Source organism: Streptomyces sioyaensis, assembly GCF_004122735.1.
Taxonomy (GTDB): Bacteria; Actinomycetota; Actinomycetes; order Streptomycetales; family Streptomycetaceae; genus Streptomyces; species Streptomyces sioyaensis.
In genome coordinates this window covers 25,972-40,152 of the sequence record NZ_SDIF01000060.1, presented here as the reverse complement: position 1 = coordinate 40,152, position 14,181 = coordinate 25,972, and the positions used below count along the sequence as shown (strand labels likewise).

The window sequence follows — 14,181 nt, the reverse complement described above, 5'->3', positions numbered from 1 at the left end:
CGGCCCGGGTCTTCTTGGGCCGGGGGGCGGGCGGCGCCCGCCGTACCCGCCGCGCGGCGCCGCCCGCCCCCCGGCCCAAGAAGACCCGGGCCGTGCGCACCCCCACCGTCCTCCAGATGGAGGCCGTGGAGTGCGGCGCCGCGTCCCTGGCCATGGTGCTGGCCCACTACGGACGGCATGTGCCGCTGGAGGAGCTGCGGATCGCCTGCGGTGTCTCCCGTGACGGCTCGCGCGCCAGCAATCTGCTCAAGGCCGCGCGCAGCTACGGCCTGCAGGCCAAGGGCATGCAGATGGAACCGGCCGCGCTCGCCGAGGTCCAGGCGCCGGCCATCCTGTTCTGGGAGTTCAACCACTACGTCGTCTACGACGGCACGAGCCGCCGCCTCGGCCGCCGCGGCGTCCACATCAACGACCCCGACAAGGGCCGCCGCTTCGTGGCGGCGGAGGACTTCGACACCAGCTTCACCGGCGTAGCCCTGGTCTTCGAGCCCGGCGAGGACTTCCGCAAGGGCGGCCGCAAGCCCGGCATCCTCGGCGCCGTACCGGCCCGGATGCGCGGCACGACCGGCACCCTGCTGGCCGCACTCCTCGCCAGCCTGCTGCTGGTCGCGGTCGGTGCCGCGGTGCCCGCGCTGAGCCGTACGTATATCGACATGTTCCTGATCGGCAACCAGACCTCGCTGCTGGGGCCGCTCTTCGCATCGATGGCCGCCATGGTGGCGCTGACCGCCGTGCTGACCGGTCTGCAACAGGCGAACCTGCTGCGCGGCCGGATCATCTCCTCCACCCTCACCAGCGCCCGCTTCCTGCGCCATCTGCTCAGACTCCCGGTCACCTTCTTCGCCCAGCGCAGCCCGGCCGACCTGGTCCAGCGGCTGCAGTCGAACGACGCGGTGGCCGAGACCCTCGCGCGCGATCTCGCCGCCGCCGCGGTGGACGGGGTCGTCGTCGTCCTCTACGCCGTCCTGCTGTGGACCTACGACCCCCAACTGACCGTCATCGGGGTGGGGATCGCGCTGCTCAACGTCGTCGCCATGCGGATCGTGGTCCGGCTGCGGGCCACCCACACCCAGAAACTGCGCGCCGACACCGCCCGGCTGACCAACACCGCCTACACCGGTCTGCAGCTCATCGAGACGATGAAGGCCACCGGCGGCGAGAACGGCTACTTCCGCCGCTGGGCCGGCCAGCACGCCACCACACTGGAGGAACAGCAGCGCCTCGGGGTGCCGAGCGCCTGGCTGGCCGTGGTCGCCCCGACCCTCGCCACCCTCAACAGCGCGCTGATCCTGTGGATCGGCGGCCTCCGGGCGGTCGAGGGCCATATCTCCATCGGTCTGCTGGTCGCCTTCCAGGCGCTGGTGACCCGCTTCACCGCGCCGATCACCCGGCTCAACGGAGTGGCCGGCCGCATCCAGGACTTCGCCGCCGACGTGGCCCGGCTCAAGGACGTCGAGAGCTTCCCCGCCGACACCCTCTACTCCCGCCCCGGCTCGGATTCCGACACCCGGCGGCTCAAGGGCCATGTGACCCTCGAAGACATCACCTTCGGCTACAGCCCGCTGGACAAACCGCTGCTCACCGGCTTCTCCCTGGCCGTCGGCCCCGGCCGGCAGGTCGCCCTCGTCGGCGGCTCCGGCAGCGGCAAGTCCACCGTCTCGCGGCTGATCTCCGGCCTCTACAGCCCCTGGGACGGCACCATCCGCATCGACGGCCAGCGGCTGGAGGACCTCTCCCGCAGCGCGCTGGCGGCCTCCGTGTCCTTCGTCGACCAGGACATCTTCCTTTTCGAGGGCACGGTCCGCGACAACGTGGCGCTGTGGGACCCCTCGATCCCCGACGACGCCGTCATCACCGCCCTCAAGGACGCCGCCCTCTACGACGACGTCATCGCCCGGCGCCCCGACGGCATCCACAGCCGCGTCGAGCAGGACGGCCGCAACTTCTCCGGCGGGCAGCGGCAGCGGCTGGAGATCGCCCGCGCCCTGGTCCGGCGCCCCAGCATCCTGGTCCTCGACGAGGTCACCAGCGCACTGGACGCCCGGACCGAGCAGACCATCATGGACAACCTGCGGCGCCGCGGCTGCGCCTGCGTCATCATCGCCCACCGGCTGAGCACCGTCCGCGACAGCGACGAGATCGTGGTCCTCGACCACGGCGTGGTCGTCGAACGCGGCCGGCACGAGGACCTGGTCGCCGCCGGGGGCACGTACGCCGAGCTGGTCAAGGAGCACTGACTGTGTCATCCATGCCCCCGTCCGCGGTCGTGGGACCGGGCGCCACCGACGCGGTGACCCAGGCGCTGGGCGGTCTGGGCACGCCCGTCGACTGCACCGGGCTGCGCAGCGTTCCCCTGGAGGGCCCGCATGTGCTGTGGCTCGTCACGGGCGGCGCGCTGGACCTCTTCGCCGTCGACGCCGCCCAGCAGGGGCACTGGCACTTCCTCGGCAGGCTCGAAGCGGGCGCCCTGCTGCTCGGCCCGGTCGAGGGCCCGCAGCACACCCTGCTCGGCCGGCCGTCGCAGGACTGTCTGCTGCGCCGGATCCCACTGCGCGAGCTGCCCCGTCCCGAGTGGGACACGGGGCAGTACGGGACGGTGGCGCAGTACGGCGAGCAGAGCCCGTACGGCCACGGGTACGCCGGCCACGCCGAGCCGGCCCCCTCCCCGCTGGAGCACGCCTTCGCCCTGGGCACCGCCCGCAGCCTGGGCGTGCTGTTCGAGGCCCCGCTCGACGGGCGGCCCGGCGACGAGGCGGTGGCCGACGACGACGTCCTGTGGATGCCGGTCCCGCCCGGCAGCGTGCAGTACGGCGCCTCCTACAGCGCGGAGGCGGCCGGCGATCTGCTGGTCGATGCCGGGCTGTGGCAGCAGATGGTCAATCAGCAATACCGGCTGCTGTCCGCCGTCGACCGGTGGATCGAGCAGCTGGAGCGCGCCCACGAGGACCGTACGGCGGCCGGCATCAAGGCCGGTGAGGCGGTCCGTGAGCGGGCCGACCAGGCGCTGTTGGCCTCCATCGGCCGCCCGGACCGGTCCGGGCGGGGGAGCGACGGGCCGGGCCGGGCCGGCGACGATGCCACCTTCGCGGTCTGCCGTACGGTCGCGGAGGCGGCCGGGATCACCCTCACCGAGCCCCCGAAGGGCGGTGCCGTCAACGACCGCATCACCCCGGTCGAACGGATCGCGGTCAGCTCGCGGATCCGGACCCGCGCGGTCCGGCTGCAGGGCCGCTGGTGGCGGATCAACACCGGCCCGCTGGTGGGCCATCGCGCCAAGTCCGGCGCCCCGGTGGCCCTGCTGTGGCGGCGCGGCCGCTACGAAGCGGTCAATCCGGCCTCCGGGATGCGGATGCGGATCGGCAGGGACAACGCCGAGGAGCTCGAACCGCGTGCCGTGATGTTCTACCGCCCGCTGCCGGAGCGGCCCATGAGCCTGTGGCGGCTGATGCGCTTCAGCCTGCGCGGCACCCGGATGGACGTCCGCAACCTGGCCCTCAGCGGTCTGGTGACGGTCGCCCTCGGCGCGCTCGTCCCGCTCGCGACCGGCCGGGTGCTCGGGGTGTACGTGCCCAGCGCCCAGAAGAGCCTGATCGTCCAGGTCGCGCTGGCCGTCATCGTCACCAGCATCGTCTCCGCCGCCTTCATGCTGCTGCAGAACCTCACCGTCCTGCGGATGGAGGGCCGGATCGAGAGTGCGCTGCAGCCGGCCGTGTGGGACCGGCTGCTGCGGCTGCCGGCGAAGTTCTTCACCGAACGCTCCACCGGCGAGCTGGCCAGCGCCGCGATGGGCATCAGCAGCATCCGGCGGGTGCTGTCCGGGGTCGGCCCGGTGGCCGTGCAGTCCGCGACCATCGGCGCGATGAACCTCGTCATGCTGCTGTGCTTCAGCGTGCCGCTGGCACTGGCGGCGATCGGCATGCTGGTCGTGATCGGCGCGGTGTTCCTCGCCATGGGGATGTGGGAGCTGCGCTGGCAGCGACGGCTGGTCAAGCTGGGCAACAAGCTCAACAACCAGGCGTTCCAGACCCTGCGGGGCCTGCCCAAGCTGCGGGTCGCCGCGGCCGAGAGCTTCGCCTACGCGGCCTGGGCCCGGGAGTTCGCCCGTACCCGCGAACTCCAGCAGAAGGCCGGCCGGATCAAGAATCTGACCACCGTCCTCAACGCGGCCTATCTGCCGCTCTGCTCGCTCATCATGTTCATGCTGCTGGCCGGACCCGCCCGCGGCAGCATGTCGGCCGGGTCGTTCCTCACCTTCAACACCTCGGTGACCATGCTGCTGACCTCGGTCACCCAGATCACCGGCGCCTTCGTCACGGCCGCCGCCGCGCTGCCGATGTTCGAGGAGGTCAAGCCGGTACTGGACGAGAAGCCGGAGGTGCGCGGCGCCAGCGCCCAGCCCGGTGCCCTCTCCGGCGCCATCGAGGCCAAGAAGCTCTCCTTCCGCTACACCGACGACGGCCCGCTCGTCCTCGACGATGTCTCGCTGCGGGTCCGGCCGGGTGAGTTCGTGGCCGTCGTCGGCCCGAGCGGCTGCGGCAAGTCGACCCTGCTGCGGCTCCTGATCGGCTTCGACCGGCCCACCGCCGGCAGCGTGCTCTACGACGGCCAGGACCTGACGGCCCTGGACCAGGCGGCGGTGCGCCGCCAGTGCGGCGTCGTCCTGCAGAACGCCCAGCCGCTGACCGGCTCGATCCTGGACTGCATCTGCGGCGCGGAGGCCTTCACCCAGGAGGAGGCCTGGGCGGCCGCCGAGATGGCGGGCCTGGCCGAGGACATCAAGCGGATGCCGATGGGCCTGCACACCATGATCTCCGGCGGTGCCGCGATCTCCGGCGGCCAGCGACAGCGCCTGATGATCGCTCAGGCGCTGGTCCGCCGCCCGCGGATGCTGTTCTTCGACGAGGCCACCAGCGCCCTGGACAACGAGACCCAGCGCATCGTCAGCGACAGCACCCGCAAGCTCAGCGCCAGCCGGCTGGTGATCGCGCACCGGCTGTCCACGGTCATGGACGCCGACCGCGTGATCGTCATGGCGGACGGCCGGATCGTCGAGCAGGGCCCGCCGGCCGAGCTGCTCGCCGACACCGGCGGCGCACTGCACGACCTGGTCCGACGCCAGCTGACCTGACCGCCGGCGAGGCCCCCCGGGACCCCGGGACGCCGCCCCGCCCACCGGGCCATTCCCCGTATCCCCGCCGCGCACCGCTTATCTTGCAAAGCAGTCAGCGGACGGAGAATGAGATGGCCAGAGCGAAAGACCTGTTCGACGCCATGCCACCCGACCGGCGCCGGCGGCTGCGGGACGTCGCCCACGAGGTGTCGCTGCCGCGCGCCACCCGCCTCTTCGAGGAGGGCCGGCGGGCGGACCGGTTCTGGATCATCCGCAGCGGACAGGTCGCGCTCGACCAGCGCGTCCCCGGGCGCCAGGCCGCGGTCGTGGAGACCCTCGGCCGCGATGAACTGCTCGGCTGGTCCTGGCTGTTCCCGCCCTACCTGTGGCATCTGGGCGCCCAGACCGTCGGCCCGGTGGACGCGGTGGAGTTCGACGCGGCGGTGGTCCGCGAGCTCTGCGAGTCGGACCCCGTCCTAGGCCGGGCGATGTACCGCTACGTGGCCGAGACGGTGGCCGACCGCCTGCACGGCACCCGAGCCCGCCTGCTGGACCTGTACGGGCCTCAGGGGAGCGGGCTCGATCCGTGAGCGGGGCACTCCTGGAGCGGGTGTCGCAGCTGCGCATCCGCGCCACCACTGGATGCGTGAACGGCGAAGAGTCAGGTGCGGGGAATGAGGAGGGGGCCGGCTCGTTTGACCCATCGCGAGACGATTCCGACGTTCGCACCGCGCCGGAACTGCTCCAGTGCGTGACCTCCGTCGCCGGTCGGCACGGGAGTGCGAAGGATGCAGCTGAGCCCGCCGCTGCCCGCCAAGGACGCGATCCAGGAGGTGTCCTCACGGACGGCGAGCATGCGCGCGACGGCATCGACCGACGCGGGTGGGGCCGCGATGCGCAAGAACCAGTCCTCCTGCGCTCGCTGATCGTGGCGCGTGACGCCGACCACGCGCAGCGCCAGCCGGGAACGCAGTCGGTGGTAGCGGCGCGAGACCGCGCGCTCGGACATGCCGAGAACCGTCGCGATCCGCGCGAACGACGCCCGGCCGTCGAGCTGCAGGGCGTGCAGCAGGCGCCGATCGTCCTCATCAAGCCTGACGCTTTCCACCACATCCACCGACCCCAGTGCCGTGATCCGCCACATGGCGATTCCGTGGACGACAATCTTCCACGCACGTCTCAGATTGGGGGCATGACCCGGTTCCGGGCCACCCGGCCGCGCCGGATATCCCACAGCATCAGGAGACAGCTCGTGCTCACTGTTCTGCCCACGGATACGAGCACACCCTCGTCGACGAGGACTTCGGCCGCAGCATCCGCGTCACCGACCCCGACGGCGTCGTCCTCCAGATCCAGGAGATCGACCCCGAGACCGTGCGCCGCTCACAGTCGCGGCTGTGAACCGCCTCTGAGACGGAAGGAATTCAGCATGGAACCCGTCATCGCGCTGATCGGCGTGACCGTCGTCGTATTCCTCGTGAACAAGGTCTGGTCCCGACGCCCGCGAGGAATCGAGATCGCCCTCCGCGCAGGCGTCGCCGTGATGTTCACCCTCACCGGATTCGCGCACTTCACCATGATGCGTGCCGACCTCGTCGCCATGGTCCCCGACTGGCTACCCGCCCCTGACGCCATGGTCACGATCACCGGCCTCCTCGAACTGGCCGCTGCCGCCGCCATGCTCCACCGCAGGCTCGCCACCCCGGCCGCAGTCGGTCTCACCGTGCTGCTCCTCGCGATGTTCCCTGCCAACATCACGCTCGCGCTCTCCGGTCGGCCGCTCCCCTGGTGGGACGAACTCGTGCCTCGCACCCTCATGCAAGCGCTCTTCCTCGCCGCGACCATCACACTGGCCGTCCTCACCCACCGATCGGCTCGCCACACCACGGAAGACGTCATCCGGACAAGTACCGCGGCGTGAACCACGCTCACCGGCATCCGATGCACACGAAGAACCAAAGCATCATGCAAGACCCGTCCCCGACGTCGGACAACGCCCGGCGGCGACGGAACTCCAGTGAGGGCATGCCGGGCGCGATCCGGCGTCCTGTGGAGAATGCGTCCATGTACATCCGAGCCGTGCGCCTGGACGACCTGCCCGTCCTGCAGGACATCGAGCGGGCCGCCGGGCAGTGCTTCCGAGACATCGGCATGCCGGAGATCGCCGAGGACGAGCCGCTCCCACTCGGGGAACTCGTCCGCTACCACCACGCCGGGCTGGCCTGGGTCGTGGCCGACGCCCCGATTGCCTACCTGATCGCCGACCGCGTCGACGGCAACCTCCACGTCGAGCAGGTCTCGGTGCACCCGGACAGCGCGCGTCGCGGCGCCGGCCGGTTGTTGCTGGACCATCTGGCGGCCCACGCCACGAGCGAGGGTGCACCCGCCCTTACCCTCACCACGTTCACCCAGGTCCCGTGGAACGCCCCCTACTACGCACGCTGTGGTTTTCAACTCATGGACGACAGCAGGCTTACTCCTGGCCTGCGAAAGATCCGCGACCGGGAAGCGGCACACGGTCTGGACCGGTGGCCGCGGGTCTGCATGCGCCGGGCACTGTGACACCACGGTGCCGTGGGTGCCCGCGGTTCGAACTCCTCAAGCGTGTAGCGCAAGTTCGCCCCCCGCCCGCTTGTGACCCGTGACAGGCCGCTCTGTGTCACAGCACCATGAATCCGGGCCGGTGACCGGTCGACAATCGCCTGCATGAGCCATCTCGCCTGGGACGATGAACAGGACTTCGCCGACGCCGACCGTGGGTTCCTTGCCCGTCTCGACCCCTGCCTCATCCGGGACGCCGACGGCCGTGTCGTGTGGGACAACGACGCGTATGCCTTCCTGGGCGAGGACTGTCCGCCCACCGCGCACCCCTCGCTGTGGCGGCAGAGTCGGCTTGTTGCCCGGCAGGGGCTCTACGAGGTCGTGCCGGGGATCTACCAGGTGCGGGGACTGGACATCTCGCACGTCACCTTCGTGGAGGGCGACCGGGGGGTTCTTGTCGTCGACCCGCTGATCAGTACCGAGGTGGCGGCCGCCGCGCTGGCGCTGTACCGCGAGCACCGCGGACCGCGGCCGGTCACCGCCGTCCTCTACAGCCATTCGCACCTCGACCACTTCGGCGGGGTGCGCGGCGTGGTCGACGAGGCGGACGTGGCCGCCGGGCGGATACCGGTGATCGCCCCGGCCGGCTTCCTGGCCCACGCGGTCAGTGAGAACGTCTTCACCGGCCCCGCGATGGTGCGCCGGGCCGGCTACATGTACGGCACCACGCTGCCCAAGGGGCCGGCCGGGCAGATCGGTTGTGGCCTGGGCCAGACGACCTCGACCGGCTCCGTCGGTCTGATCGCCCCCACCCTGGACATCACCGCGACCGGCCAGGAAGAGGTGATCGACGGTATCCGGATGGTCTTCCAGCTGACGCCCGGCACCGAGGCGCCGGCCGAGATGAACTTTCACTTCCCCGAGCGGCGGGCGCTGTGCGTGGCCGAGAACGCCTGCCACACCCTGCACAACGTCCTCACCCTCCGCGGCGCCCTGGTCCGTGACCCCAGTGCCTGGGCCCGCTATCTCACCCAGACCCTGCGGCTGTTCGCCGATTCGAGCGACGTCGTCTTCGCCTCCCATCACTGGCCCACCTGGGGAGCCGATCGCGCGGTCCGCTTCCTGGAGGAGCAGCGCGATGCCTATGCCTACCTGCACGACCAGTCCGTACGGATGATCAACGCGGGGCTCACCGGCGCCGAGATAGCCGAGGAGCTGCGCTTCCCGCCCGCCCTGGAGCGCGCCTGGCACGCCCGCGGCTACTACGGCACCCTCAGCCACAACGCCAAGGCCGTGTATCAGCGTTACATGGGCTGGTTCGACGGCAACCCGGCCCATCTGTGGCAGCATCCGCCGGTGGCCGCGGCCCGGCGCTATGTGGAGTTCATGGGCGGTGCCGACGCCGTGCTGGCCAAGGCCCGTCAGGCGTACGAGGCGGGGGATCTGCGCTGGGTGGCCGAAGTGGTCAACCACGTCATCTTCGCCGAACCGGACCATGCCGAGGCCCGCGCCCTCCAGGCCGACGCCTTCGAAAAGCTGGGCCAGGCTGCCGAGTCCGGCCCCTGGCGCAACTTCTACCTCGTGGGCGCAGCCGAGCTGCGCGGCCCCGTCGCCGGGAGCCCCGCACACCCCGCGCCCGACCTCCTCGCCGCGCTCACCGCCGAGCAGATCTTCCAGTCCATGGCCGTCCGCCTCAACGGCCCCCGGGCCGGTGACCGGCGCCTCCTCCTGCGCTGGGAAATCGGGTCCGCGTCGGACAGCAACGACCCGGCCGCCGCCCCCGAGATCTGGACGCTGTTGTTGTCCAACGGCGCGCTCACCCCCATGCCCGGCGACGCACCCCGCGGCGAACGTCCGCACGCCACGCTGCGCCTGGCACGCACCACTCTGAACGCGGTCCTCAGTGGTGCCACCACGTTCCTCGACGAGATCACCGCCGGTACCGTCACCGTTGACGGCGACGCCGGGGCTCTGCTCGCCTTCAACTCCCTGTTGGACAAGCCGGCTTGGAACTTTTCGATCGTCACGCCGTGACGCGGGGAACTGCGGTTCAGCCCTCGTCCCCGGCGTCGCGTAGCAGTAGTGCCGCGAGTGCCAGGGCCGCGCCCCGGGGCGTCGAGAGATCGAGCCCGGTCAGTGCGGAGATCCGGGCCAGCCGGTTGTCGACGGTGTTGGGGTGGAGGGTCAGCAGCCGGGCGGTGGCGCGGCGGTCCTGCGCCTGTTCCAGATGGGTGCGCAGGGTTTCGAGGAGTTCGGGCCGGTCGGCGACCGGGTCGAGCAGCGCGGCGATCCGGTCGCTGCCGGCGCTGGGGCGGGACAGCTGGTATTCCAGCAGAACGTCATCGAGCCGGTGCAGCCCGGCCGGATGGCCACAGGCCCGGGCCACCCGGATGATCCGGGCGGCGGTCCGTGCCGCCTCCGGGATCTGCCCGCCCTGCTCCGCGGGTACGGCGGCGAGCCGTACGCCCGGGCCGCCGGCCTCGGTGAGCCGCTCGGCGAGACCGGCCGGGAGCTGGGCCCGGCCGGGCACGATCGCCTGGCCTCCGGCGCCGTCGAACAGGGTGAGCACTTCTGTGTCGAAGGCCCGGTCCAGTGCCGTCTGGAGCCGCCGTGCCACCCGCCGTACGGCGACCGGCTCCCGCGGGCCGTCCGGCAGTTGAACGGCCAGGACCAGCGATGGCCCGTCGAGTCCGCTGCCGGCCGGCGGGACCTCGGTGCCCGCCAGCAGCCGGCGGACCTGGGCGCGGCGTTCCTCGCGCCGTTCGGTGGCGAGCGCCGCCTGCTCGTCGAGGTAGGTCTCGGTGACCGCGCTCACCACCCGCTGTTCGGCACCGAGCAGATAGCCGGCCAGCTCGACCAGCGCGGCCTCCTCACCGGGCCGGGCGGCCTCCCGCAGCGCCTGCCACAGCACCCGGGCCCCCGCGCAGTGGGTGGTCAGCAGCAACTCCAGCGGCATACCCTCCTCGGCCCGCTGGGCGGCGCGCTCGCGGAAGAACCCGGTGTCGTCCGGGCCGGGTTGCGGATCGTTCACCACCCGTTCCAGGAACAGCCGCAGCCCGTGTCGCGCGGTCGCCGCGATCTCCACATCCCTGACGTCGGCTGGGAGTTCGGCATAGCCGTCCAGCTGCGCGAAGGTGTCCTGGGACATCAGCCGGGCGAGCTCGTTCACCCGGGGCACACAGCGCGCGGCGAGCGACCGTACGGCGTCGGGCACCTCGGGGACCGGCGCCCGCGGGTCGGTCGTGGCGGAACGGTGTGCCGCGCCCGCTGTCATCGACCGCCTCCCGGTGCCGGTGGTGACGCGTCACATCGAAGGGTCGGAGCCTTGAGCTACCGCGCCGGTCCGCGATCCTACTAAGGATCTGTCGGCCCTTGGTGGGCGGCTGACGGGGCGTCGGCGGCGGGGCGGGGCGGGGCTGAAGTCGTCCCGTGGACAACGCCCTCATACCTGTGGAACGGCTGACGAAGACCCGTGCGCACGGCCGGGAGGCCGTGCGTGAAGCGGCTCCGCTCCTGCGGCAAGAGGTACCGTACTATCCTTGTTTCTTCCAGTTTCCTCGCAGGTCGTAGGTCTACCCGTTGGCGTAGGTCGCAGCGGGCGCGCTCCCGGTGGAGGGGCGCTTGCCGGTGACGGCAGCGAACCAGGCCGGGGGATGGTTGCAGGAGGTGCAGACCATGATTCGGCGTTCGCGACTGCGGCCGGTTGGGGATGTGGCAGCGGCCGACTGGGTGGTGGCGAGGGTCGGGCCGTTCGGGTCCGGCGTGGGCGCTTTCGTACCGCACGGATTCGAGGCGTACGCGCGGATTCTGCATCCGGCGTCGGCGTCCGACGAAAGCCCCGTGACGTGGGCGGAGGTGGCCGCATGGTCGGGCAGGGTGGTGCATCCGCGGGTGCAGTTCCGGGCGCTCGCCACTCCTGCGTCGGACGTGCGAGCGGCGAAGCCCTGGGAGGAGGAGCCCGACCCGGGCGTGCTGCCTCCTGCCACGCTGGCGGCGCTGTGTGAGGTCCTGGCCCGGCACACCACGTCGGGTGACCGCTGCTGGTTCTGCGTCTGGGACGGGTACGAGTCCACGTCGGACGGCCGCGCGACCCTCACTTTCACGTCGGAGGAGGGGGACGGGCAGCCGGAGCCGGGTCTGCTGCCCCCGGAGTTTCCGTCAGGCATCGTCGACGGCCCTCGAGTGGAGCTGCCGGAACGCAGTTATCTCCTGCTCGAGGGCCCGCTCGACGCTGCGGGGGAAGTGGCGATGTCACTCTCTCCACAGTCGCCCAACGTGTTCTGGCCCGAGGACCGGGCCTGGTGTGTCGCGACGGAGATCGACCTCGACTCCACCTATCTCGGTGGCACGGCGGCGCTCGTCGCCGATGTGCTGGCGGATGAGCGACTGGAGGCCGTGCCGGTCGAGGTGACCGATCCAGTGTGGGAAGACAGCGATGAGGTCAATCGCTGATTCCCCGGGTCAGCACCTCGTGAGGTGCACCTTGGAGGTCTTGGCGCCCATGTTCGCGGTGTGCGGGGTGTAGCCGGGGGGCGCGGTGATTTGGGCGGCCGACTCGCCCTGGTAGTAGCCGGTCCGGCAGACGAGCGCCGCGTTGCCCTTGGCGGCGGCCCGCCCGACGCTCCCGTAGGCTTTGATCTTCGATCCGTGGTTGCTGAAGAGGCCGATCTTTGCGCGGATCATCCGCACCGGCTTGGTGCAGGTCACGCGGACCCGGACGTTGACCGTACCCGGCACGTGGCCGGAGTGGTGCGGCGCGCCGTGGTTGGCCCCGATGAACACCATCTCGCAGTGGATGACCCTTGAGCTGGCGGTGGCTTTGCCATGGGTCGAGGGGTAGAAGGCGAGTTCGGACTTGCCGAGGACCCGGGCTGAGCCCGGGCCGGGAGTCGCCGCCCCCGCCGTGGACACGGTGCCGACGACAGCGAGGGCTGCCGCGGCCCCCAAAACCCCCGCTCGCTGCACGAGGCGAGATGTGGCGTCCCATCGACGTAACTTCATGCTTTCGTCTCCTTCCGCTGATACCGGTGCTCGGTCGGCACGTCGAACCTGCACGTGACGTGGCCGACGAGTTTCCGCCCGAGACGGCGTGGACCGTCCATCGCAACATTCCGGTGCTCCGCAGTCCCCCGTCAGGACGTCGAAAGCCTCTAATGGATAGACATGTCTGTCAACGGCGTGAACATGGGCGGTAGTTGGGCTTTTCTGCGTCACGTGGAGACACCGCCTCAGGACAGGACGGAGCCGCCGTAGTGCTTGCGGACGCGTGACACCGCGCAGTGGCCATCCGGTACGACAAGCTCGCCGTCTGCTTCTCCCGAGCGGAAAAGGGTGCCCCTGCCCCGGAACCGCCTCCGCTCTCGGGCCGACTACCTGTGCCGGGCCGTGACCGCGGCCCGCCGACCGCGGCTGCGGCGGGTGAGACGGCCGGTGCACCGGCCGGTGAGCGTAGGGGAGAAGCGCCATGCGTGCTGGGAAGTTGTGCGGGATCGCGGTGGTCGTCGCGCTGGGCGCCACGGCGTGCGGCGGCAGCGGCGGCGGGGGAGCGGGCACGGACAAGGCCGCCTCCGGGGCCGGTTTTCCCGTGAAGGTCGCCGACTGCAAGGGCTCGCTCACCTTCTCGTCCGCACCCCGCAAGATCGTCACCAGCAATGCCGCCGCCCTGGAGATGCTGTTGCGGCTGGGCGCGGGCGACCGGGTCATCGGGACCGGGTTCCCGCCCGGCAAGGGGACGCTGCCGGGCGCGCTGGACGGCGCGGCCCAGAAGGTGCCGGTGCTGGGAAAGTCGGTGATTCCCAAGGAGAAGCTGCTCGGCTCGGGCGCCGATCTGTACGTCGACACCTTCGCCTCGATGAACGGCATGCAGGGGGCCGGTGACGCGCCGACCGAGGAGGAGTACACGGCGGCCGGCATCAAGCATCTTCATCTGACCTCCACCGCCTGCGCGCCGACGGCCGGCAAGGCGCAGGACGACCTGTCCGGTGTGGAGAACGACATCAGACGGCTGGGCGCGGTGACCGGAACCGGCAAGCGGGCCGACGCCCTGGTGGCGGGGATGCGGGCAAAGGTCGGCGCGGTGCGCAAGGCGGTCGGTGACGTCGCCCCCGGCAAGCGGCCGACGTACTTCTTCTTCGACTACGACGCGGGCACCAAGCAGCCGGTCGCCGTCTGCCGCACGCAGGTCGCCAACGCCGTGATCCGCCAGGCCGGGGCGCGCAACGTCTTCGACGGCTGCGACGGCGACTTCAAGCCCGTCTCCTGGGAGGACGTGGTCGCCAAGAACCCGGACTGGATCCAGCTCGGGGTGCGCAACCGGGGCAGCGCGGCGGCCAACGCCAAGGCCTTCGACGAGGCCGCGGCGTTCCTGAAGAACTTCCCCGCCACCAAGGACCTCGCGGCGGTGCGGAACGGGAAGTTCCTGCGGATCGGCTCGGAGCGTACGACGATCGCCGGGGTCGGCAATGCGGACACCGTCGAGGAGATCGCGCACACCGTCCATGCGGACCGGTTCAAGGCGGCTCGGAAGTGAC

General features: G+C 71.1%; 11 protein-coding genes. 8 read left to right on the top strand and 3 right to left on the bottom strand.

Going from position 1 to position 14,181, the window contains the following annotated elements; genetic code table 11:
* Positions 1–14 precede the first annotated feature (14 nt).
* The 3 genes from EST54_RS20650 to EST54_RS20640 all read left to right on the top strand — a co-directional run bounded on the left by EST54_RS20650 (position 15) and on the right by EST54_RS20640 (position 5,700).
* The gene (locus tag EST54_RS20650) at positions 15–2,237 is read left to right on the top strand and encodes an NHLP family bacteriocin export ABC transporter peptidase/permease/ATPase subunit (RefSeq protein WP_129249123.1); all 2,223 of its coding nucleotides are present in this window, start codon (positions 15–17) and stop codon (positions 2,235–2,237) included.
* 11 nt (positions 2,238–2,248) lie between these two features.
* On the top strand, positions 2,249–5,128 hold the full coding sequence (locus EST54_RS20645) for an NHLP bacteriocin export ABC transporter permease/ATPase subunit (RefSeq protein ID WP_129249122.1): 2,880 nt from the start codon (positions 2,249–2,251) through the stop codon (positions 5,126–5,128).
* Positions 5,129–5,241: 113 nt separating this feature from the next.
* A complete protein-coding gene (locus tag EST54_RS20640) occupies positions 5,242–5,700 on the top strand; it encodes a cyclic nucleotide-binding domain-containing protein (protein ID WP_129249115.1) in 459 nt (152 codons plus the stop codon).
* 71 nt (positions 5,701–5,771) lie between these two features.
* Here the strand turns inward: EST54_RS20640 and EST54_RS20635 are convergent, their stop codons facing one another.
* A complete protein-coding gene (locus tag EST54_RS20635; RefSeq protein ID WP_239012556.1) occupies positions 5,772–6,254 on the bottom strand; it encodes an Lrp/AsnC family transcriptional regulator in 483 nt (160 codons plus the stop codon).
* A 285-nt stretch (positions 6,255–6,539) separates the two neighbouring features.
* On the opposite strand from EST54_RS20635, the gene EST54_RS20625 reads away from it, so the two are divergent.
* The 3 genes from EST54_RS20625 to EST54_RS20615 all read left to right on the top strand — a co-directional run bounded on the left by EST54_RS20625 (position 6,540) and on the right by EST54_RS20615 (position 9,685).
* Positions 6,540–7,031: a DoxX family protein gene (locus EST54_RS20625; RefSeq protein ID WP_129249114.1), complete on the top strand. Its 492-nt coding sequence runs from the start codon at positions 6,540–6,542 to the stop codon at positions 7,029–7,031.
* Between the two features lie 143 nt (positions 7,032–7,174).
* Positions 7,175–7,672 (top strand): GNAT family N-acetyltransferase, encoded by a 498-nt coding sequence (locus tag EST54_RS20620; protein WP_129249113.1) that lies wholly within the window; start codon positions 7,175–7,177, stop codon positions 7,670–7,672.
* A 144-nt stretch (positions 7,673–7,816) separates the two neighbouring features.
* Entirely contained in the window at positions 7,817–9,685 is a 1,869-nt protein-coding gene (locus EST54_RS20615; protein WP_129249112.1) for an alkyl/aryl-sulfatase, read from the top strand.
* Between the two features lie 16 nt (positions 9,686–9,701).
* Here the strand turns inward: EST54_RS20615 and EST54_RS20610 are convergent, their stop codons facing one another.
* Complete coding sequence (locus EST54_RS20610) at positions 9,702–10,925, bottom strand: PucR family transcriptional regulator (protein ID WP_129249111.1); 1,224 nt, start codon at positions 10,923–10,925, stop codon at positions 9,702–9,704.
* A gap of 353 nt (positions 10,926–11,278) precedes the next feature.
* On the opposite strand from EST54_RS20610, the gene EST54_RS20605 reads away from it, so the two are divergent.
* On the top strand, positions 11,279–12,103 hold the full coding sequence (locus tag EST54_RS20605; protein WP_244942575.1) for a hypothetical protein: 825 nt from the start codon (positions 11,279–11,281) through the stop codon (positions 12,101–12,103).
* Between the two features lie 9 nt (positions 12,104–12,112).
* Here EST54_RS20605 and EST54_RS20600 read toward each other — a convergent pair whose 3' ends face one another.
* The gene (locus tag EST54_RS20600; protein ID WP_167511580.1) at positions 12,113–12,652 is read right to left on the bottom strand and encodes a hypothetical protein; all 540 of its coding nucleotides are present in this window, start codon (positions 12,650–12,652) and stop codon (positions 12,113–12,115) included.
* Positions 12,653–13,115: 463 nt separating this feature from the next.
* On the opposite strand from EST54_RS20600, the gene EST54_RS20595 reads away from it, so the two are divergent.
* Entirely contained in the window at positions 13,116–14,180 is a 1,065-nt protein-coding gene (locus EST54_RS20595; protein ID WP_174857480.1) for an ABC transporter substrate-binding protein, read from the top strand.
* Position 14,181: the final 1 nt, after the last annotated feature.

Bases quoted from the DNA above. Each gene is read 5' to 3' on its own strand.
- EST54_RS20645 (WP_129249122.1), top strand. From the start codon at position 2,249: ATGCCCCCGTCCGCGGTCGTGGGACCGGGCGCCACCGACGCGGTGACC.
- EST54_RS20600 (WP_167511580.1), bottom strand. From the start codon at position 12,652: ATGAAGTTACGTCGATGGGACGCCACATCTCGCCTCGTGCAGCGAGCG.
- EST54_RS20610 (WP_129249111.1), bottom strand. From the start codon at position 10,925: ATGACAGCGGGCGCGGCACACCGTTCCGCCACGACCGACCCGCGGGCG.
- EST54_RS20635 (WP_239012556.1), bottom strand. From the start codon at position 6,254: ATGTGGCGGATCACGGCACTGGGGTCGGTGGATGTGGTGGAAAGCGTC.
- EST54_RS20620 (WP_129249113.1), top strand. From the start codon at position 7,175: ATGTACATCCGAGCCGTGCGCCTGGACGACCTGCCCGTCCTGCAGGAC.
- EST54_RS20640 (WP_129249115.1), top strand. From the start codon at position 5,242: ATGGCCAGAGCGAAAGACCTGTTCGACGCCATGCCACCCGACCGGCGC.
- EST54_RS20625 (WP_129249114.1), top strand. From the start codon at position 6,540: ATGGAACCCGTCATCGCGCTGATCGGCGTGACCGTCGTCGTATTCCTC.
- EST54_RS20595 (WP_174857480.1), top strand. From the start codon at position 13,116: ATGCGTGCTGGGAAGTTGTGCGGGATCGCGGTGGTCGTCGCGCTGGGC.
- EST54_RS20615 (WP_129249112.1), top strand. From the start codon at position 7,817: ATGAGCCATCTCGCCTGGGACGATGAACAGGACTTCGCCGACGCCGAC.